General features: G+C 51.0%; 17 protein-coding genes and 1 pseudogene. 9 read left to right on the forward strand and 9 right to left on the reverse strand.

The genetic code is table 11. From position 1 onward, the window contains the following. Positions 1-6: 6 nt before the first annotated feature. Genes M977_RS18395 through M977_RS18405 form a run of 3 tightly spaced genes read left to right on the forward strand, consistent with a single transcriptional unit; the run spans position 7 to position 2,569 of the window. Positions 7-738 carry a 3-ketoacyl-ACP reductase FabG2 gene (locus M977_RS18395; protein WP_064517808.1) on the forward strand — a complete coding sequence of 244 codons (732 nt, stop codon included), beginning with the start codon at positions 7-9 and terminating at the stop codon, positions 736-738. Continuing rightward, positions 735-1,961 (forward strand): beta-ketoacyl-ACP synthase, encoded by a 1,227-nt coding sequence (locus M977_RS18400; protein WP_064517810.1) that lies wholly within the window; start codon positions 735-737, stop codon positions 1,959-1,961. The genes M977_RS18395 and M977_RS18400 overlap by 4 nt, the downstream gene beginning before the upstream one ends. Next, complete coding sequence (locus M977_RS18405) at positions 1,955-2,569, forward strand: 4'-phosphopantetheinyl transferase superfamily protein (protein WP_064517813.1); 615 nt, start codon at positions 1,955-1,957, stop codon at positions 2,567-2,569. Before M977_RS18400 ends, M977_RS18405 begins: the two co-directional genes overlap by 7 nt. Here the strand turns inward: M977_RS18405 and M977_RS18410 are convergent. Both M977_RS18410 and adiC read right to left on the reverse strand, forming a co-directional pair. Beyond that, positions 2,559-4,862, reverse strand: a complete 2,304-nt coding sequence (locus M977_RS18410) for an Orn/Lys/Arg family decarboxylase (protein ID WP_064517815.1) — start codon at positions 4,860-4,862, stop codon at positions 2,559-2,561. The genes M977_RS18405 and M977_RS18410 overlap by 11 nt on opposite strands. A gap of 12 nt (positions 4,863-4,874) precedes the next feature. Then, on the reverse strand, positions 4,875-6,206 hold the full coding sequence (adiC, locus tag M977_RS18415; protein ID WP_064517817.1) for an arginine/agmatine antiporter: 1,332 nt from the start codon (positions 6,204-6,206) through the stop codon (positions 4,875-4,877). A gap of 251 nt (positions 6,207-6,457) precedes the next feature. On the opposite strand from adiC, the gene ymdB reads away from it, so the two are divergent. After that, on the forward strand, positions 6,458-6,982 hold the full coding sequence (gene ymdB, locus M977_RS18420) for an O-acetyl-ADP-ribose deacetylase (protein ID WP_064517819.1): 525 nt from the start codon (positions 6,458-6,460) through the stop codon (positions 6,980-6,982). Further along, on the forward strand, positions 6,933-8,420 hold the full coding sequence (locus M977_RS18425; RefSeq protein WP_134184173.1) for a phospholipase D family protein: 1,488 nt from the start codon (positions 6,933-6,935) through the stop codon (positions 8,418-8,420). The genes ymdB and M977_RS18425 overlap by 50 nt, the downstream gene beginning before the upstream one ends. A gap of 99 nt (positions 8,421-8,519) precedes the next feature. On the opposite strand, the gene mdoC is transcribed toward M977_RS18425, so the two are convergent. Further along, a complete protein-coding gene (mdoC, locus tag M977_RS18430) occupies positions 8,520-9,671 on the reverse strand; it encodes a glucans biosynthesis protein MdoC (protein ID WP_064517820.1) in 1,152 nt (383 codons plus the stop codon). 294 nt (positions 9,672-9,965) lie between these two features. Between mdoC and mdoG the strand changes: the two genes are divergently transcribed. From mdoG to M977_RS18445, 3 genes are all read left to right on the forward strand, one after another. Continuing rightward, positions 9,966-11,501 carry a glucans biosynthesis protein MdoG gene (gene mdoG, locus M977_RS18435; RefSeq protein WP_134184171.1) on the forward strand — a complete coding sequence of 512 codons (1,536 nt, stop codon included), beginning with the start codon at positions 9,966-9,968 and terminating at the stop codon, positions 11,499-11,501. Beyond that, complete coding sequence (gene mdoH, locus M977_RS18440) at positions 11,494-14,025, forward strand: glucans biosynthesis glucosyltransferase MdoH (RefSeq protein WP_064517822.1); 2,532 nt, start codon at positions 11,494-11,496, stop codon at positions 14,023-14,025. Before mdoG ends, mdoH begins: the two co-directional genes overlap by 8 nt. A gap of 111 nt (positions 14,026-14,136) precedes the next feature. Next, positions 14,137-14,355: a YceK/YidQ family lipoprotein gene (locus tag M977_RS18445; protein ID WP_279586333.1), complete on the forward strand. Its 219-nt coding sequence runs from the start codon at positions 14,137-14,139 to the stop codon at positions 14,353-14,355. Between the two features lie 5 nt (positions 14,356-14,360). Here M977_RS18445 and M977_RS18450 read toward each other — a convergent pair whose 3' ends face one another. The 3 genes and pseudogenes from M977_RS18450 to M977_RS18460 form a co-directional block, all read right to left on the reverse strand. Further along, positions 14,361-14,735, reverse strand: coding sequence for a MysB family protein (locus M977_RS18450; protein ID WP_064517824.1), 375 nt, complete (start codon positions 14,733-14,735; stop codon positions 14,361-14,363). A gap of 124 nt (positions 14,736-14,859) precedes the next feature. Continuing rightward, positions 14,860-16,090: pseudogene (gene mdtG, locus M977_RS18455) on the reverse strand (multidrug efflux MFS transporter MdtG). Positions 16,091-16,241: 151 nt separating this feature from the next. After that, complete coding sequence (locus M977_RS18460) at positions 16,242-17,162, reverse strand: Kdo(2)-lipid IV(A) acyltransferase (protein WP_064517826.1); 921 nt, start codon at positions 17,160-17,162, stop codon at positions 16,242-16,244. A gap of 233 nt (positions 17,163-17,395) precedes the next feature. Here M977_RS18460 and trhO point away from each other — a divergent pair, with 233 nt between their 5' ends. Next, positions 17,396-18,445, forward strand: coding sequence for an oxygen-dependent tRNA uridine(34) hydroxylase TrhO (gene trhO, locus M977_RS18465; RefSeq protein WP_064517986.1), 1,050 nt, complete (start codon positions 17,396-17,398; stop codon positions 18,443-18,445). Positions 18,446-18,536: 91 nt separating this feature from the next. Here trhO and solA read toward each other — a convergent pair whose 3' ends face one another. The 3 genes from solA to M977_RS18480 all read right to left on the reverse strand — a co-directional run bounded on the left by solA (position 18,537) and on the right by M977_RS18480 (position 20,350). Then, complete coding sequence (gene solA / locus M977_RS18470) at positions 18,537-19,655, reverse strand: N-methyl-L-tryptophan oxidase (protein WP_064517827.1); 1,119 nt, start codon at positions 19,653-19,655, stop codon at positions 18,537-18,539. Positions 19,656-19,835: 180 nt separating this feature from the next. Beyond that, positions 19,836-20,087, reverse strand: a complete 252-nt coding sequence (locus M977_RS18475) for a hypothetical protein (RefSeq protein ID WP_064517829.1) — start codon at positions 20,085-20,087, stop codon at positions 19,836-19,838. A 2-nt stretch (positions 20,088-20,089) separates the two neighbouring features. Beyond that, positions 20,090-20,350 carry an ogr/Delta-like zinc finger family protein gene (locus M977_RS18480; RefSeq protein WP_064517834.1) on the reverse strand — a complete coding sequence of 87 codons (261 nt, stop codon included), beginning with the start codon at positions 20,348-20,350 and terminating at the stop codon, positions 20,090-20,092. Between the last annotated feature and the right edge of the window lie 40 nt (positions 20,351-20,390).

A 20,390-nucleotide genomic window follows, 5' to 3' on the forward strand; every position in this document is an offset into this window, starting at 1 on the left:
AGCAAGATGACACAGACGGTATTAGTAACCGGCGCTAGCAAGGGGATTGGCAAGGCGATTGCTCTGGGGCTTGCCGCCGATGGATTTGCGGTGGTGGTGCATTACCATCGTGACGAAGCGGGCGCACTGGATACGCTTGAGCAAATTACGGCTCAGGGCGGAAAAGGGCGCGTGATGCAGTTTGATAGCTCAGACCGTAGCCAATGCCGCAGTGTCCTTGAGGCTGATATCGAAACCCACGGTGCATATTGGGGGGTGGTCAATAATGCGGGTATGACTCGCGATGGCGCATTTCCTGCACTCAGTGATGATGATTGGGATGGTGTTATTCGTACCAATCTCGACAGCTTTTACAATGTGATACAGCCGTGCGTCATGCCGATGATTGGCCTGCGCAAAGGTGGGCGCATTATTACACTTTCTTCGGTTTCTGGCCTGATGGGCAACCGTGGTCAGGTGAACTATAGCGCGGCAAAAGCGGGCATTATCGGCGCAACTAAAGCGCTGGCGATAGAACTGGCAAAGCGCAAAATCACCGTAAACTGTATTGCTCCGGGTTTGATTGATACCGGCATGATTGAGATGGAAGAGGCGGCGCTTACTGAAGCAATGCGTATGATTCCATTGCAACGTATGGGCCAACCCGAAGAAGTGGCGGGGCTTGCGCGTTACCTGATGTCACCTATTGCGGGCTACGTTACGCGCCAGGTTATCTCCATCAATGGAGGTATGCTGTGATTAAGCGTGTAGTAGTAACCGGAATGGGTGGCGTGACGGCATTTGGCACTAACTGGCAGGATGTAGCAGCGGGCTTGAAGTCTGGTAAAAACGCGGTCCGTCATATGCCAGAGTGGCAGGTTTACGATGGGCTGAACACCATGCTCGGTGCGCCGGTCGATAATTTTACTTTACCGGAGCACTACACGCGAAAGCGTATACGGGCGATGGGGCGCGTTTCGCTGCTGGCGACCAGGGCCACGGAACTTGCGCTAATTCAGGCGGGTTTGCTCGACGACCCTATTCTTACCAGTGGCGAAACTGGTATTGCCTACGGTTCTTCGACCGGAAGCACCGGGCCGGTGAGCGAGTTCGCTACCATGCTCACTGAAAAACACACCCGTAATATTACCGGCACCACTTATGTGCAGATGATGCCACATACCGCGGCGGTCAATACCGGATTGTTTTTTGGCTTGCGTGGACGGGTGATCCCAACCTCCAGTGCTTGCACGTCAGGTAGTCAGGCGATTGGTTATGCCTGGGAAGCGATTCGCCATGGTTACCAGACAGTGATGGTTGCGGGGGGAGCAGAAGAGTTATGTCCTTCGGAAGCGGCGGTATTTGATACGCTTTTTGCCACCAGCCAGCGTAACGATCGGCCAAAGAGCACACCGTCCCCGTTTGATAAACAACGAGATGGGCTAGTAATTGGTGAAGGTGCGGGGACATTGATCCTTGAAGATCTCGATCATGCCCTGGCACGTGGCGCGACAATCTATGCTGAAATTGTCGGCTTTCATACCAATTGTGATGCAGCACATATCACGCAGCCGCAGAAAGAAACCATGCAAATCTGTATCGAGCGCGGCTTGGTTTCCGCTGGGCTTGAGGCTCGCGACATTGGATACATTAACGCCCATGGCACCGCAACCGATCGTGGTGACATTGCGGAAAGTCACGCTACGGCGGCAATTTTTGGTGCCAATACGCCTATATCTTCACTGAAAAGTTATTTGGGCCATACGCTCGGTGCATGTGGTGCGCTGGAAGCGTGGATGAGTATCGAGATGATGCGTGAAGGTTGGTTTGCCGAAACACTCAACTTGACTGAACCTGATGAGGCGTGCGGCGAGCTCGATTACATCATGGGTGGAGCGCGCAAAATCGACACTGAGTTTGTGCAGAGCAATAATTTCGCCTTTGGTGGAATTAACACGTCACTGGTGATGCGCCGTTGGTAGTCAACGGCTATCACCTGGCATTTGCCGATGCGGCGTGTTTAGCGGGTGATGTACTCGCTACACGCTGGATGTCACCTGAATTGCTGGAAGAGGCACCCGTGGGGTTGCGCCGCGCAGAATGGCTGGCTGCCAGAATTTTGCTGGCGATGCTGCTCAATGACGGCCCGTTACCGAAATTAGATCGGGGCGCTCACGGCAAACCGTTTCATCCGGCACTGCCTGCTTTTAATATCAGTAACACGGGTTCATCTGTTGCGGTGCTGGTGGGTGAAGGAGATGTGGGTTGCGATATTGAGTTCATTCGCCCGCGTGCGCGTTTCATGGCGATTGCCCGGCATAGTTTTGGTGCGCCACTTTGTGATTGGCTAGAATCGTTGCCTGAAGATGAAAAAATGGTGTCGTTCTGGCGCTTGTGGACGGCGCACGAGGCGGTGCTCAAGCAGCGTGGAGGAACGGTCTGGCAAATGAATCAGCTCAATTTACCGCTGGAGTCACTTTGCCCGCCAGACCGATATCTTCATCATGCTTGCGTCGAAAACCGGCTGATCGCGTGTTGCGGCGAGCAGCCGTTTCCCGATAGTTTTGCACCCGTAATGATTATTGTCTAAGCGCCCAGATGTGATAAACCCCATCAATCAATTCTGCGCCCTCTAGTTCTTTCTCAAAACCTGGGAATTTCTCTCCCCACTGGGCAATACTGCGAATGTATTTCAGCCACGGACCGTCCGCTGCGCCGAAGCTTTCACCAGGCATCACAATCGGAATGCCCGGAGGGTAAGGAATCACCCCGACGGCAGAAATACGGTTCGGTAATTGGTCGATAGGTAAATGGTCTGCTTTGCCTGCCATATGTTGTTGGAAGGCAATGCGCGGGCGTTTTGCCGGAACGGGAATATTGCCAAATGCCTCTGCCTGCAGTTTGTCCATCTGGCTGGTTTTCATGTAGTTAAACATCTCATCGCACAGATCTTTTAGCCCCATACCCGCATAGCGCGCGGCGTCGGCACTGATAAGGTCGGGCAAGCAGCGTTTGAGTTGCGTGTTGTTGTCGTAGTCATCTTTAAACTCCAGCAACACGTTAATCAGCGTGCCCCATTTGCCTTTTGTTACGCCGATTGAGAACAGGCACAGCACCATAAAATCGGTGGTACGCGAGGGGACGATCCCACGCTCGCCAAGGTAGGCGGTCACCATCGCGGCAGGAATACCTGACTCAAGTAAGTTGCCATCATCTCCCATCCCGGGAGCAAGGATCCCGGCTTTGATCGGATCAAGTAAACACCATTCATCTTCCAGTTGCTCAAAGCCGTGCCATTTATCGCCAGGCTTCAGTGTCCAACAGGCGGGATCGGTGGTGAGTTGCTCACGTGAGGCTTGAACAAACGGTACTTCAGCACCGGACGCATCGGTAATGGTTGGTGCATTCCACGGGGTGAAAAACCACTCGCCTTTTTTGGCAAACGCAGCATGCACTTTCGCCAGCGCAAGACGGAAATCCACAGCTTCAACGATCACTTCCTGGGTCAGCGCTTCACCCTGGCCGCCATCCATCATCGCAGCACCAATTTCGTTGGAGGCGATAATCGCATACAGCGGGGAAGTAGTGGCTTGCAGCATATATGACTCGTTAAACCGCGAATGCTCGACGGGCTTTTTGCCGTTGCGAATATGGATGTATGAGGCTTGCGACAGTGCTGCCAATAGTTTGTGTGTTGAGTGAGTAGCAAAAACCGTTGGCCCATTGCGGTCAAAATCTTTCGGATCTCCACGCATGGCAAAGCGACCTTTGTACATCGGATTGAAGCGGGCATAGGCATACCATGCTTCGTCGAAGTGAATCTGGTCAACGCTTTGCGCCAGCAACTCCTGCGCCGCTTCGGCGTGATAACACATACCGTCATAAGTACAATTAGTCACCACGGCGTAAACGGGTTTATCGCTCACTACTTCATGCTTGAGTGGGTTGGCATCAATGGTTGCACGAATGCTTTCTGGCGTGAACTGGCGCTTAGGAATCGGCCCGATAATGCCAAAACGGTTACGCGTCGGCACGAAATAGACCGGCAGCGCTCCCGTCATCACTAACCCTTGCTCGATGGACTTATGGCAGTTGCGATCGCATAGCGCAATCTCCAGTTCGCCAACTACGGCCTGCATAATGGCGCGGTTAGAACCGGAGGTGCCATTCAACACCGAATAGCTTTGATGTGCACCAAACACCTCGGCTGCGTAAGTTTCTGAGGCTTTAATTGGTCCGCTGTGGTCAAGCAACGAACCCATGGCTGCGCGTTCAATACCGGTATCTGTGCGGAACAAGTTCTCACCGAAGAAATCGAGAAACTCTCGTCCAACCGCCGATTTAGTAAAAGCAACGCCACCCTGATGCCCCGGCGCCGCCCACGAGTATTCCGGGTTTTCCAATGTGTAATTAAACAGTGCGCGGGTGAAAGGTGGGAGCAGTTGCTCGTAATAACGCTGGATCAACGAACGTGCACGGGCGGCAATAAATTCGGCAGTATCTTCGTGCATCCAGACGAATTCATTCACCAGCCGCATGGAATCGAGCGTTAATGTATCGACGCAAGAGTGCTCGGCCATTAACAGCACCGGCACACTCTTATTGCGGCGGCGAATAGTTTGCAACAACGAGAATGCCTGGCTGTGGGATTCGTCGTCATTGCCGCCTGAAGTCCAGTCCACAAAGATGCAGCACAGTGAGGCATCGGAGGTGACCGTTGCGATACCATCTTCAAATGTTGCCGCTGAAATCACGGCAAAGTTGTTCTCTTCCAGAGCCTCAATTAGCTCTGCCACTGCGCGCCCGTTGGCGGTGTTAACGTCCTGAATACTGCTATCGACCACCAGAATTTTACGTTTTTGATGCGTGCCTAAATCAAGCATAGCGCTCTCCAGTTAGTCGTTAACCACAGGTTTATCCAGCGGGTAGGGGTTTTTATGACGACGGTTGTAGTTAACGGTGTACATCGCAGTAATCACCATGATGGCGACAAACGACCACATCACTTCGGTCGCACCAGTGCCAACGACGGCCCAAATACAGTAAATGAAAGCAATCAGCGTGATGAACAGGAACGGCAAACGTTGGTTGCCCAAATGCCCCTGACCGACCAGCATTAAAGCCGCGCAGGTGTAGATGTAAGGCACCAGAGTGAATATCACTGAAACTGACGAAACGACGGCAAATTGCGATGTGGCATCAGGTGAAATACTGGCAAGTTGGAAGATGGTCATCAGCACGCCAACAATCAGCAAACCTGCGACCGGAGTCTGATCTTTATTCACTTTGGCAAAAATAGGTGGGAACAGACCATCGTCGGCGGCGGCTTTGGCCGTTTGCCCGGCGAGTAGCGTCCAGCCGCCGAGGCTGCCTAAACAACCCGCTGCGGCACAGAACGAAACAATAGCCCCGGCAGTTGGTCCCATCGCCATGCGTGCGGCATCGCCAAATGGCGACGCAGAAAGTCTCAGCTCGGCGTTAGGGATCATGCCCATAATGGCAGTACTGGAAAGCACGTAACAAACAGCGGCTATCAATACCCCACCAATGGTGGCTATGGGTACGTTGCGTTTGGGATTTTTCACTACCGCTGCGGCAACTGAGGCGCTCTCAACACCGATAAATGACCACAGCGTAACGCTTAAAGTACTCTGAATCGCGCCAAAAGTGCCTTTGCCGCTGACATTCCAGGCTTCCATATAGGTGTCGCTTTTAAACCAGAACCAGCCGAGCACAGCGACGGCAACGATCGGGATCAGTGCCAGAATAGTGGCGACTGCCTGCACGCGGGTGATCATTTTCGGGCCAACAATATTGAGTCCGACAAACAGCCACAAAATGGCAATACAGGTCACGGTAAGCGGCCAGGGCTGGTTGAGCATCGGGAAGAAATAGCTGAGATAACCGACGCCAATCACCACCATCGCGACGTTACCTATCCAACAAGCAAGCCAGTAAAGCAGATTGGTTTGATAGCCGAGGAAGGGGCCAAATGCGCGGCGGGCATAAGCGTAAGAACCACCGGGGCTGTCATCAAGTGATGACATTTTGGCGTACACCATCGACAAAGACAGTGCGCCGATAATTGTCACCATCCAGCCAAAAATGGCAATCCCGCCTGTTGCTGCAAGGTTTGCCGGAAGCAGGAAAACCCCGGAACCCATGATATTGCCTGCCACCATTAACATCACCGGGACCAACCCGACTTTTTGCGCTTCACTAGCCATAGAACCTCTCCTGAAACGAAAGTAACTACTGAAATGCATAAAACGCACATTTCAGATCCCATTTTTCGCAGCGAAAACGCCTTCTACAGATGCGGCTGCAGATAAAAAGTGTGTCAGGTCTAATGGATCTTTTTAGTAGATAACGAGAAAAAATCAGAGGTTAGGTGATGTCGTGAAATCCTCAGGAAGTGATATACGTCTGCTGTTCGGTAAGTTTAGACTACTATCAAAGACTAACTGGAGAATTCCCAATGAGTGAAAGAATGTCGGTGATACAAGGTGATATCACCTGCGTTGAAGTTGACGTGATAGTAAATGCCGCAAACCCATCCTTGATGGGAGGCGGTGGTGTTGATGGGGCTATTCATCATGCCGCAGGGCCTTCTTTGTTGGCAGCTTGTGAAGTTATTCGTCGCCAGCAGGGTGACTGCGCGCCAGGACATGCTGTCATTACCGAGGCGGGAAATATTCCGGTTAAGGCCGTGATTCATGCAGTTGGCCCGGTATGGCAGGGCGGTGAAAAACATGAAGCTGAATTACTTGAACAGACCTACCGCAATAGCCTCGACTTAGCGGCAGCTAATAGCTATCGCACTATTGCGTTCCCGGCGATTAGCACCGGTGCGTATGGTTATCCTAAAGAGCTGGCAGCGAAAATAGCCGTTGATACCGTCTACCGTTATATCGGCCTGCGCCCGTTACCCGAACAGGTAGTTTTTGTCTGCTTTGACGATGAAAACACCCATATTTACGAGCAACTACTTGCCCAACTCTAAAGTGAATAATCCTCACACCACTCGTCTGGGTCGAGCGATTGCCCCGGCTACAGCTGGGCATCCAGGCCTTAGCGGGATTCATCCGCTTGCGGATAGCCTTGATGCGTTTGCCGCGCGCTATCTGCTGTGCGGGATGGCGGAGAAAACCCTCGATGTGCAGTACTACATCTGGCAGGACGATATGTCCGGGCGGCTGATGTTTAGTGCATTATTGGCGGCGGCAGATCGCGGAGTGAAAGTTAGACTGTTGCTTGACGATAACAACACCAACGGCCTTGATGATACGTTAGCGCTTCTGAACGCCCATCCTCAGATAGAAGTTCGTCTTTTTAATCCCTTTTCATTTCGCCTGTTTCGCGCCATTGGCTATTTGACCGACTTTGCCAGGCTTAACCGTCGTATGCACAACAAATCATTCACTGTTGATGGTGAAACCACGATTATTGGCGGGCGAAATGTGGGGGATGCGTACTTTGGTGTGGGCAAACAACCGCTGTTTTCAGACTTAGATGTGCTGGCCGTGGGTCCGGTTGTCGAGGATGTCAGCCAGGATTTTGAGCGCTACTGGAACAGCCAGTGTGTCTCAACATTGGAAAAGGTGCTCGATGTTGATAACGATGCCTTACAGCAGCGGGTACAACTTCCTGACGACTGGCGTGATGACCCGACGGCGCGTCGTTATCTTGATCGACTGACAACCAGCCAGTTTGCCACCAATCTGGTCGCCCGCACGCTGGAAATGTATTGGGCGAAAACACGCTTACTCAGCGATGACCCGCGTAAGGGGCAGGGCAGAGCCCGCAACCACACGTTACTGCCGCAACGCCTGATGAATGTGATTGGTATGCCTGAGCGTGAGATAGACATTATTTCAGCCTATTTTGTGCCCACTCGCGCTGGCATTGCGCAAATCTTGGGGCTTGTGCGTAAAGGGGTAAAAATAGCAATCCTGACTAACTCACTGGCCGCCAATGATGTGGCGGTAGTTCATGCTGGTTATGCGCGTTGGCGCAAAAAACTGATGCGCCACGGGGTCGAGCTTTATGAGTTAAAGCCCGAACAAGATGTCCTGCGCAGACCACATGACCGTGGCTTAACAGGGAATTCAGGTTCCAGCCTGCATGCCAAAACGTTTAGTGTGGATAAACAAAAAGTGTTTATCGGCTCCTTTAATTTTGACCCACGTTCCGCAATGCTCAATACCGAGATGGGTTTTGTGATTGAAAGTGAGGCGCTGGCACAGGATATTCACCAGCGTTTCACCCAAAGTCAGAAAGAGAATGCCTGGGCGCTGCGTCTGGATAAGTGGGGGCGAGTGAATTGGGTGGAGCACAGTGAAGGCAAAGAGATTGTCTGGAAGAAAGAACCGCACACCCGCTTTTGGCAGCGGGTGTTGGTGAGGTTGGTTTATCGACTACCGATTGAATGGCTTTTATGAGAAGTGTCGGATGTCGCTACGCTAATCCGACCTACAGTTTCGGTTTTGTAGGGTGGATTAGCGTAGCGACATCCACCATTTTGAAGTGAACCCTCAGCGCTAACTCGTCACCTTAACCGCCACATTCTGCGGCTTGCCGGAGAACAGGAAGCGCAGCAACGCAATGCGCAGGTGGATTTCATACAGAATCACCGCGACACCAATCACGAAAATTAACCCGGTGATAAAGCCCAGCGCATTTGAAGCAATATGCGGTGTGATGTACGCGCCAAAGAACAGCGTCAACGGATGGTGCACCAGGTAAATAAACAGTGAGGCATTCACGAAATAGGTGACACGCTTTGAATGGAAATTCAATAGCTTATGGCCAAGGGAGAACACTACGTTGACCATCCACAAACCCAGCACCATGGTAATCACGCTCTCAGTTTCATACATCCAGGCGTCACCGCTACCGTAACGTTGGTTAAGCAGATAGGCGAAAAATGCCAGTGCCGCTCCTACCGCACACCATGGCGACGGTGTGGTAAATAGCGCTTTTAACTGTGGGCGTACAAACACCAGAGCCCCAAGCATGAAGAATGGTAGATAAAACAGCGTTTGCATCACTACGAAGTTAAATAATCCATCACTTAATATCGGTGAGTAAATAATAAAAATAGTCCGGCGAATAACGCCGTATAGAATACCGAACCCCAGGAAGGCGACTGAGAGCTTTCCTAAAGTAATAGAAGATGGAATATTTTCTGATTTTTCAGCAATGCGTGCTTTCATCTGTTGAAACAAAAATAAACATACGGTTGTAAGTACCACCATCACTAACAAGAACCACAAATGAGAAACCAGCTCCCAAACCAGGGTGTTGTATTTTTCATAGGGAGTCAGGCCGGGCCAATTTTTTGCTTTGTCATTAACGTGTTGCAGCATTAAAAATTGCGGCAGTGTGAGCAATGGTATCGCGGTGAGCATCGGGATGCCGACCCGCTCTACACGCACTTTCCACCAGCGTTTAAGCGGGTAGCGCAAAAAAAGCATGTAAGAGAAATATCCCGAAATGACAAAAAACACCTGCATACGAAATGCGTGAATAAAATCATTAAACAGGGTTAAACCCCACGATGCTTCGGTGCTATTGACGTGCCAGTGATGGCTTGAATAGATGAGCGAGATATGGAACGGGATGCCTAAGAGCATTAACCAGGCCCGGATAGAATCCAGGAAAAACTCGCGTTGTTGTGGTGCTTTACTCATAATACTCCAAACATTATCGGACGAATCGCCTTATCCTTAAGAACATATCCCAATAGGCTTAAAGTCCCGAACGGTATCAATTCCGTGGCAACCCTACACTAACCATGACATCCTGTCTCCAGGATGGATGCTGAAAGCGTAAGCAGTTGTCTTTTTTTGCTTAAAGGCTGAGCCGGCGCGCTGAACAATGCGGGTATTTGGTTGTCGGAAAGCAGAAGTTTCCATTAAAATGGATTGGATTGATTTAAGCACACAAAGGGGGATGTGCTGGTTAATATGAAACATAAACTAAAAATGATGAAAGTGTGTGGGCTCGGTGCTGCAGTAATGCTGTCACTTTATACCACCTCAGTTTGGGCCTTCAATATCGATGATGTCGCAAAACAAGCGAAAACATTAGCGGGCAAAAGCTACGAAGCACCGAAAAGCAATCTGCCTTCGCTCTTCCGCGACATGAAATATGCGGATTATCAGCAGATCCAGTTCAATCACGACAAAGCCTACTGGAGCAAGTTAAAGACCCCATTTAAGCTTGAGTTTTATCATCAGGGTATGTACTTCGACACCCCTGTTGCTATCAATGAAGTGACGGCAACTGCGGTTCATAAGATCAAGTACAACCCGGATTACTTTAATTTCGGTGATGTGAAACACGATAAAGACACCGTGAAAGATCTCGGCTTTGCCGGGTTCAAAGTGCTCTATCCGATCAACAGCAAAGATAAGAACGACGAAATTGTCAGCATGCTCGGGGCGAGTTACTTCCGTGTGATTGGCTCAGGTCAGGTTTATGGCCTGTCTGCTCGTGGTTTGGCTATTGACACTGCTTTGCCATCTGGCGAAGAGTTCCCACGTTTCCGTGAGTATTGGATTGAACGCCCGAAAGCTGGCGACAAAACGCTGACCCTCTACGCGTTGCTCGATTCCCCACGTGCAACCGGTGCGTATCGCTTTGTGATTACCCCAGGGCGCGACACAGTGGTGAACGTACAGTCAAAAGTTTATCTGCGCGATAAAGTTGGCAAACTGGGCGTGGCACCACTGACCAGTATGTTCCTGTTTGGGCCAAATCAGCCGTCACCAAGCACCAACTTCCGTCCGGAATTGCATGACTCCAACGGTCTGTCTATCCATGCCGGTAACGGTGAATGGATTTGGCGTCCGCTGAATAACCCGAAACATCTGGCGGTGAGCTCGTTTGCAACCGAGAATCCAGTTGGCTTTGGTTTGCTGCAACGTGGCCGTCAGTTCTCTCGTTTTGAAGATATTGACGATCGTTACGATCAGCGACCAAGTGCATGGGTTGCGCCGCAAGGTGATTGGGGTAAAGGTCGCGTTGAACTGGTTGAAATTCCAACCAATGACGAAACTAACGACAACATCGTTGCTTACTGGACTCCGGATCAGCTCCCGGAACCAGGCAAAGAGATGAACTTCAAATACACTATTACCTTCAGCCGTGATGAAGACAAAATGCATGCGCCTGATAACGCATACGTTGCGCAGACTCGCCGCTCAACCGGTGATGTGAAGCAGTCGAATCTGATTCGCCAGCCAGACGGCACTATTGCGTTTGTCGTGGATTACGTCGGCGCGGACATGAAAAAACTGCCGCAAGATACGCCGGTTACCGCGCAAACCAGCATTGGTGACAACGGTGAAATCGTTGACAGCCAGGTACGTTACAACCCGGTCACTAAAGGCTGGCGTTTGACTGTACGTGTGAAAGTCAAAGATGAGAAGAAACCGACTGAAATGCGTGCAGCGCTGGTCAATGGTGATCAAACGTTGAGTGAAACCTGGAGCTACCAGCTACCTGCCAATGAATAAGTTTACTGATACCGCGTCTGATTATATTGATGCACTCCCGCTTTCTGCTGAGCAGAAGGCGGCTCTTCCTGCATCAGATCTGCAAGCGGTGCATGAAGCGCTTGATGCGCAAGGGCACCACTATGACAGAGCCGATGATTCCCCTTTAGCCTCGGTAAAGGCCCGGCTTGAAGCAAGCTGGCCTGGATCGTTGGGCGGTGATCAACTGATTGAGGACGAAGAGGGGCGCACCCAGCTGCAGGCAATGCCTAAAGCTACGCGTTCTTCTATGTTCCCCGATCCGTGGCGCACCAACCCGATTGGTCGTTTCTGGGATCGTTTACGCGGGCGGGAAGTAAATCCTCGCTACATGTCGAAAGAAGAGGCTGAAGCTGAGCAGAAATGGCGTACCGTCGGAACAATCCGCCGTTACATTCTGCTGCTGCTGACCATTTCTCAGACGGTGGTTGCAACCTGGTATATGAAGACAATTCTGCCTTACCAGGGCTGGGCGCTGATCAATCCATCCGACATGATCGGCCAGGATCTTTGGGTGTCCTTTATGCAGCTTTTGCCGTATGTGCTGCAAACCGGCATTTTGATCCTTTTTGCGATTCTGTTCTGTTGGGTTTCAGCCGGTTTCTGGACTGCGCTGATGGGCTTCCTCCAGCTACTGATGGGCAAAGATAAATACAGTATCTCTGCCTCAACAGTGGGTGATGAACCAATCGACCCGGCGCATCGCACCGCGTTGATTATGCCAATCTGTAACGAAGACGTAGACCGCGTATTTGCGGGCCTGCGCGCGACGTGGGAATCGGTAAAAGCAACCGGCCAACAGCAGCACTTCGACGTTTACATCTTAAGCGACAGCTACAACCCGGATATCTGTGTTGCCGAGCAGAAAGCGTGGATGGAACTCATCAACGAAGTGCAGGGCGAAGGGCAGATTTTCTACCGTCGTCGTCGTCGTCGTGTGAAGCGTAAAAGTGGCAACATCGATGACTTCTGTCGTCGTTGGGGTAATCAGTACAGCTACATGGTGGTTCTGGATGCCGACTCAGTAATGAGCGGTGACTGTCTGACTAACCTTGTGCGTCTGATGAATGCTAACCCGAATGCGGGCATCATTCAGTCTTCACCAAAAGCGTCAGGCATGGACACTCTGTATGCGCGTTGCCAGCAGTTTGCGACACGTGTATACGGGCCGCTGTTTACAGCGGGTCTGCACTTCTGGCAATTGGGTGAATCCCACTACTGGGGCCACAATGCGATTATCCGCGTTAAGCCATTCATTGAGCACTGTGCGTTAGCACCGCTGCCAGGTGAAGGTTCATTCGCCGGTTCCATCCTCTCTCATGACTTCGTAGAAGCAGCGCTGATGCGTCGTGCGGGTTGGGGGGTGTGGATTGCCTATGATCTGCCGGGTTCTTATGAAGAGCTGCCGCCGAACTTACTGGATGAACTCAAGCGTGACCGCCGTTGGTGCCACGGTAACTTGATGAACTTCCGTCTGTTCCTGGTAAAAGGTATGCACCCGGTACACCGTGCGGTGTTCCTGACGGGCGTTATGTCTTACCTGTCTGCGCCGTTGTGGTTTATGTTCCTCGCATTATCAACTGCCTTGCAGGTGGTGCATGCGCTGACAGAACCGCAATACTTCCTGCAACCGCGCCAGTTGTTCCCGGTGTGGCCGCAGTGGCGTCCGGAGCTTGCGATTGCGTTGTTCGCGTCCACCATGGTGTTGCTGTTCCTGCCGAAGCTTCTGAGCATCATTCTGATTTGGTGCAAAGGCTCGAAAGAGTTCGGTGGCTTCTTCCGCGTAACGGCTTCTTTGTTGCTTGAAGTGCTGTTCTCCGTGCTGCTGGCACCGGTGCGTATGCTGTTCCACACCGTGTTTGTGGTGAGCGCGTTCCTCGGTTGGGAAGTGGTATGGAACTCTCCACAGCGTGATGACGATTCAACCCCTTGGGGCGAAGCGTTTATGCGCCACGGTTCTCAGCTGCTGCTGGGTCTGGTGTGGGCAGTGGGCATGGCGTGGCTGGATTTACGTTTCCTGTTCTGGCTTGCACCAATCGTGTTCTCACTGATTCTGTCGCCGTTTGTATCGGTGATTTCGAGCCGTGCGACCATCGGTTTGCGTACCAAACGCTGGAAGTTGTTCCTGATCCCGGAAGAGTATTCTCCTCCACAGGTGCTGGTGGATACCGACAACTACCTGAAGCTGAACCGTAGCCGTACGCTGGATGATGGCTTTATGCACGCGGTGTTTAACCCGTCGTTTAATGCCCTGGCAACCGCAATGGCAACGGCGCGTCACCGTGCCAGCCAGGTGCTGGAAATCGCCCGTGATCGTCACGTTGAGCAAGCTCTTAACGAAACGCCTGAGAAACTTAACCGCGACCGTCGCTTGGTGCTGTTAAGCGACCCGGTAACAATGTCTCGTCTGCATTACCGTGTGTGGTCTAACCCGCAGCGTTATTCCTCATGGGTTGATAACTACAAAACGGTTAGTCTGAATCCTGAGGCATTGCCGACTAAATAACGGGTAATACGCGTTATCAATGCCGACCTTCGGGTCGGCATTTTTTTGCGCTCAAGCGATGGGCAGTTATACTCAGCCGGAAAAATCAGGAGAGAAGATTTGTTTAGAGCGATTGTGGTCGTAATGATGGCGTGTTTGCTGAGTGGTTGTGGCAGTATTATCAGCCGTGCAGTTCCGGGGCAGGGACATGGTAATCAGTATTACCCCGGAGTGCAGTGGGACGTGCGTGACAGTGCATGGCGCTATATTACAGTGCTCGACTTACCATTTTCGCTGGTCTTCGATACACTGTTGTTGCCCATTGATGCCAGCCATGGGCCATACGAATAAACGTTTTATCGTTCATCCCATTCATCAGCCGCAGTTTGCCCTTCCTCGGTATCCAGCGGCGGCTCAAGTTGAAATTCACCTTCGTCCCACTCATGCAGCGTGTTTTCCTCAATCCACTCCTGGCGTAACTCGATTTCATCGTAGTCACCGTCGAACACACTTTGGGCTGCCTCACCACTGAGCATCGGTAAACAATCGCCATCTTCGCTGTCATCTGCGAAGAACTCAGCTTGCCACATAATGTCGCCATCCTGAAGAATGTACTTTTGGATGTTCAATTGCTGAACACTGGCACTCTCTTCTTCAAGTTCCGGATTATCTACAAGGAAAAGCTCGCGTGCGGCATCAATGGCCTCTTCCAGCGTCGCGTACAGACTCATATTCATCTCCTTTTGTTACAGGTCAGGGAGCGCGCTACAGCGCAATTTCAAGTTAATTGTTGACGCTGTTTGCAAAGTTGCAAGTATGAGATTTAATCCTCGTCGTACTTCGAGGATTAGAGGGTCACTCTTCCAAAATACGGGTACGAGCGGTTGGGCGGCGTAGGGTAATCCATGAGTAAAGCGCGTTGAAGAGTACGACACCTGCGGTGACTAAAAACACCGTGCGGAAGCCGTAACTGGCTGAGACTGCCGCCCCCAACTAACGGGCCGGTAACGTTGCCAATATCACGGAAAGATTGATTGTAACTAAAGATACGCCCGGCAATCTGGTTGCTGGAGTTATAGATAAGCAGAGTTTGTACCGCAGGCAATAGCGCGCCGTCGGCGGCACCGAGCAGGAAACGCAACACGCCCAATTGCCATGGCGTTTGTACCATCGACATTGGAATGAGCAGAAGCACTGAGATAACCAGTGCGCAGATTAAAATCCGCTCCGGCCCGATTCTATCCCCCAGTTTCCCTAAGCGCGGTGCACTTATCAACGCCGCTACACCAGGAACAGATGCTATCATACCGCTGATAAACGCCAGGTTGCTGACATTACCCGCCAGCTCGCGCACGTAGAGCGTTAGAATCGGGGCAATCGAACCGGTCGCGACCTGAATAATCATGGTGGTGACAAACAGGCTCAGCACCAGTTTTGGGTTTTTAAGTGAAGTGAATACCTGGCGCGCGTGCAGCATGTCTTTTTTGTTCACGGGGGTGAATTGTTCGCGAATACAGAAGAGCGTAAAGACAAAGCAGGTAAACAACACGGCTGCGGTAATGAAAAATACCGGTCGTAAGCCGTAAGTATCCGCCAGAAAACCACCGATCATCGGCCCGAGAAGCGCACCACTCACGCCTCCCGTTGATAATGTGCCCAGAGCCCAGCCACTTTTATGGCGTGGGACCTGTGTGGCAATCAGCGCATTGGCGTTAGGCACAAACCCGCCCAACAAGCCTAGCAGTGCGCGAAGCGCCAGAAACTGCCAGATATTGCTCGCAAAGCCCATCAGCACCATCACGATGGACATACCCAACGCTGAACGCAGCAGCATGATTTTGCGGCCTTTACGGTCGGCAAGCCCGCCCCAGAAAGGTGATGCAATCGCTGAAAACAAAAAGGTGATGCTGAAAACGATACCGGACCACATGTTTAATGCGCTGTGGCCTGTTACGCCAAGGTGTTCGACATACAAGGGTAGGAATGGCATTACCAGACTAAATGCAACACCAGTCAGAAAACATCCAAGCCATGCGACGGTAAGATTTCGTTTCCAGTTGATGGTGGTGCTCTCGGGGAGAGTCATAACGCTCCAAATTGGGCAGAAAAGATATGCGGGGAATTATTACCTTGCTAATTATGCGCCTGTTGGCGTTGGAGTGGCAACGTTTCTGAAACACAATTTTAGAACGAATAAAGGCGACCAGAAGCCGCCTTATGACTTTAATGAAGGATAGCTAGTAGCGTGAAGGAACGCCTTCGGGGCGCGTTTTAAAACGGCGGTGTAGCCACATATATTGCTCAGGCGCCATCATGATGCATTCTTCGATGATTTTGTTCATCCACAGCGCTGTGCCTTCCGGGGTTTCCAGCGGTGGTGAAAACTCCGCAGGCAGAATAATCAGCTCGTAGCCTTTTCCGTCAGGTTTGCGGCGCGGCACCATCGGGACAATTGCTGCACCCGACATACGAGCCAGAGTATAGGTACCGCTGGTTGTAGCCGCTTGATCAACGCCAAAGAATGGTACAAAAACGCTACCGCGTGGGCCGTAGTCATGGTCAGGTGCGTACCAGATAATCTCGCCCTGTTTTAGCGCCCGGATCATGCCTTTGAGATCTTTACGGTCGATCATACTTTTGTTTGAACGCATGCGGCCCCAGGTTTGCAGCCAGTCCAGCAGGGGATTGTCATTCGGGCGGTAAACGCCAATGCCCGGCGTATTCATGCCGAACATGCGCGCGCCTAATTCAAGCGTCAGGAAGTGAATACCAATCAGGAGTACGCCGCGGTTGGCTTCTTGTACCGCATGAATCTGGTCGACGCCGCTAACGTCGCACCAGCGCTGGATACGCCATGTTGGCCAGAACCAGGCGATACCAGTCTCCATCAAGCCAAGGCCTACGGACTCAAAGTTTTTTTCCAGATAGTGTTCTCGCTCCTCGACGGTTTTGTTCGGGAAGGCGAGCTCAAGATTGCGGCGTGTAATTCTGACGCGACGTTTCATAAAGCGTCTGGCGAGTTGGCCAAGGCCACGGCCAAGTCGATAAATCACAGGGTAAGGGAGGAGAGTAATTAAGTAGAGTAAGCCAATCCCAAACCAAATTCCCCAATATCGGGGATGAAGCAATGCGCGCGAGAATTGCGGTAAGTTCGTCATGTAAAACCTATTGTGACGGCAAATGCCGGATCTTCTTGAGTAAGACTATTGTGACACTTTTTGAGAGTCAGCCAAAATCAACGGGTGCGGAGTGACTGATAATCAATCAATTGTTGATTGCGGTGCGGCTAGATGAAGAAAATGTAGCGCAAAATGCGTGGATGTAAATTAACGATAATTGCTTTATGATGCTGCCCAGTTTTTTTCTTATCAACGATAGCCGAGCGAACACCATGCCAGTGTTACACAACCGTATATCGAATGATGAACTGCGCGTGCGTATGTTGGCTGAAACCGAGCCACGCACCACAATCTCATTCTATAAATATTTCCATATCGAAGATCCTAAAACCACGCGTGATGCTCTGTATCAGGCTTTTACCGCGCTAAATGTTTTTGGCCGTGTCTATCTCGCCCATGAAGGGATTAACGCGCAAATCAGCGTACCGCAAAGCCGTGTTGAGGTATTCCGTGAAGCGCTTTATGCCTTCCATCCGGCGCTCAATGGCGTGCGTCTGAATATCGCACTTGAAGATGACGGCAAGTCGTTTTGGGTGCTGCGCATGAAAGTGCGTGACCGTATTGTTGCCGATGGGATTGATGACCCGTCGTTTGATGCCAGCAATGTCGGTTCTTACCTTAAAGCGGCAGATGTCAACGCCATGCTCGATGACCCGGATGCCGTGTTTATCGACATGCGTAACCATTACGAATATGAAGTCGGCCACTTCCAGGATGCGATGGAAATTCCTGCGGACACGTTTCGTGAACAGTTACCGAAAGCGGTCGATATGTTACAAGACGACAAAGACAAAAAAATCGTCATGTATTGCACCGGCGGGATTCGTTGTGAAAAAGCCAGCGCCTGGATGCTGCATAACGGCTTCAAAAATGTTTATCACATCGAAGGTGGGATTATCGAATATGCGCGCCGCGCGCGTGAGCAAGGTATCCCGGTGCGTTTTGTCGGCAAAAACTTTGTCTTCGATGAGCGTATGGGCGAGCGTATTTCCGATGATGTGATTGCCCATTGCCATCAGTGTGGGGTTTCTTGTGATAGCCACACCAACTGCAAAAATGATGGCTGTCATCTGCTATTTATTCAGTGTCCATCCTGTGCAGAGAAGTTTGCAGGCTGTTGCAGCGACATTTGCTGCGAGGAGCTAGTGCTGTCACCAGAAGAGCAGCGCCGTCGCCGCGCTGGTCGTGAAAACGGTAATAAGATCTTCAATAAATCGCGTGGTGCGCTCAATACCACGTTGGGGATCCCTGATCCCGAGTAACTTTTCTGGTGGATGTTGCTTACGTGAATCCACCTGCCAAAAGCGCTTCGTAGGTCGGATTAGCATAAGCGACATCCGACGTTACGTGGTTTTATTTAAAGCGCGAAAGCGAGAATGGTGTCAGGTCGAAGCCAGGTTCTTTGCCCAGAGCGAACTTGCAGGCAATCTCCCCCAATACCGATGCAAATTTAAACCCATGCCCACTCAGCCCGGTGATCACCAGTGTATTGTCATGGCCTGGTAGGGTATCAATAATAAAATCTTCATCTGGCGACATATCGTAAGTGCAGGCTGCGCCGTGCATGCAGACACCCACGCCCGGCATGACCTGGCGTAAGAAACTGAATACTTCACTGCCATCGGTTGCGATAGCGCCAAATGGTTTGCGATGCTGCGGTTCACTGATGACTTGTCCGCCATTATGTTTCCCGAGTTTCAGCTCGTTATCTTCTCCGGCAGGGAAACCATAGTACTGGGTACCATCGGGTAACTCGGCCGTGAATGCAGGGAAATTGTTCTTTTCGCTGTAACGTCCGTCAGCCTGATGCCAGCTAAAGATTTTGCGCACAGGCGTAACCGGCAGTTCGGGTAATAATTTAGTGACCCAGGTTCCTGCGCTCACCAAAAGTTTATCGGCGGTAAACTCGCCTTCTGGGGTATCGACTACCACACCGTCTGCGGTATGGCGGATGTCCGTCACCGGGCAATTAAATAACTGCGCGCACCCACCCTGGTTTGCCAGACGGATATAAGTTTCCACCGCCAACTCGCTGCGCAGCACACCAGAATCTGGCTCAAATAAGCCAAGATAGTTCTCTGGAACGGTAATTTGTGGCCAGCGTGTCATCACTTGTTCAGCCGTCAGTGTTTCAAGCGGTAGTGACCAGCTTTGCGCACTGCTTTGCACCGTTGAGATAAATGCTGAATCCGCAGGGCCGAGGTTAATCACACCTGTGCGATGAAAGACTTTCTCACCACTAATTTCCTGCAACGCATCCCATAATGTCTGGGCGCGTAACACCAGTGGGACATATTTTTCCCCTTCGCCATAGGCATGGCGCATCAGGCGAGTATCACCATGATGGCTACCTTGCTGGTGGGGAGGGTGGTTGCTGTCGACCATAAGCACGTTTAAGCCGGAGTGAGTGGCATAGCATCCGGCGGCTGCGCCAACGGAACCACTACCGACGATGATAAGGTCATAATGCATGATGCTTTTCTCTTCTCTCTGGCAAAAAGTATATAGCAGGTTAATTAATTCTCGGCCGACTGGCAATTGAGCGAAACCTGAATAATAAAAAAGGCACCTTTAGGTGCTTGAATTTGAATGGTAACACACTGGAAAATAAGGGATTTATTTTCTTCGCGTCCACATCGCGACCACATCACACTATGAAAGCCCTGCATCGCGGGGCTTTTTTTTCATTAAAATCCTGAACCCGGGAGACGTAATTCCATCGCTTATAATTTCGGTTAGTACCCTTACATTACGCCGCATCATGTCACGCTCATTGTCATTTTTGTATTTCACCTGCATCACATAGCGGTCTGTCATCAGGACAGTCAAAGCTGCACGAAACAGAGTACCGAAAAGTGTTATCCGTTCTCTGAGATTTACATGACCCGCAATAAGTAACAGCATCGTTATTTCTCCAGCATGTAAGCAATTTGACGGCGTTCACTGCGAGGCAGGACGGCCAGTGATTTTCTTGCGTCATCACTCATTGCAGAGCGTGGCGGTGTAATGTGATATGAAAGATAAAGTGAAAATACCAGTGACGCATTGCATTCAACATTACTGCAAATGCAATACAAATTAGAAAAGCCATCACTGACATTTATTGTTGTTTTAATAAATGCTCTCTCACCACAATCAGGGCATTTAATAATTGTGCTTTGCTTCATTGTTGTCACCACTAATTATCAAAATAAACAAAGTATTATC

The organism is Buttiauxella gaviniae ATCC 51604 (assembly GCF_001654835.1).
GTDB lineage: Bacteria > Pseudomonadota > Gammaproteobacteria > Enterobacterales > Enterobacteriaceae > Buttiauxella > Buttiauxella gaviniae.

Excerpts from the sequence above, each read along its gene's own strand:
- M977_RS18395 (WP_064517808.1), top strand. The coding sequence starts at position 7 with ATGACACAGACGGTATTAGTAACCGGCGCTAGCAAGGGGATTGGCAAG.
- mdoC (WP_064517820.1), bottom strand. The coding sequence starts at position 9,671 with ATGAGTAAAGCACCACAACAACGCGAGTTTTTCCTGGATTCTATCCGG.
- mdoH (WP_064517822.1), top strand. The coding sequence starts at position 11,494 with ATGAATAAGTTTACTGATACCGCGTCTGATTATATTGATGCACTCCCG.
- mdoG (WP_134184171.1), top strand. The coding sequence starts at position 9,966 with ATGATGAAAGTGTGTGGGCTCGGTGCTGCAGTAATGCTGTCACTTTAT.
- solA (WP_064517827.1), bottom strand. The coding sequence starts at position 19,655 with ATGCATTATGACCTTATCATCGTCGGTAGTGGTTCCGTTGGCGCAGCC.
- M977_RS18410 (WP_064517815.1), bottom strand. The coding sequence starts at position 4,862 with ATGCTTGATTTAGGCACGCATCAAAAACGTAAAATTCTGGTGGTCGAT.
- M977_RS18460 (WP_064517826.1), bottom strand. The coding sequence starts at position 17,162 with ATGACGAACTTACCGCAATTCTCGCGCGCATTGCTTCATCCCCGATAT.
- trhO (WP_064517986.1), top strand. The coding sequence starts at position 17,396 with ATGCCAGTGTTACACAACCGTATATCGAATGATGAACTGCGCGTGCGT.
- adiC (WP_064517817.1), bottom strand. The coding sequence starts at position 6,206 with ATGGCTAGTGAAGCGCAAAAAGTCGGGTTGGTCCCGGTGATGTTAATG.
- M977_RS18450 (WP_064517824.1), bottom strand. The coding sequence starts at position 14,735 with ATGAGTCTGTACGCGACGCTGGAAGAGGCCATTGATGCCGCACGCGAG.
- M977_RS18480 (WP_064517834.1), bottom strand. The coding sequence starts at position 20,350 with ATGAAGCAAAGCACAATTATTAAATGCCCTGATTGTGGTGAGAGAGCA.
- M977_RS18475 (WP_064517829.1), bottom strand. The coding sequence starts at position 20,087 with ATGCTGTTACTTATTGCGGGTCATGTAAATCTCAGAGAACGGATAACA.
- ymdB (WP_064517819.1), top strand. The coding sequence starts at position 6,458 with ATGAGTGAAAGAATGTCGGTGATACAAGGTGATATCACCTGCGTTGAA.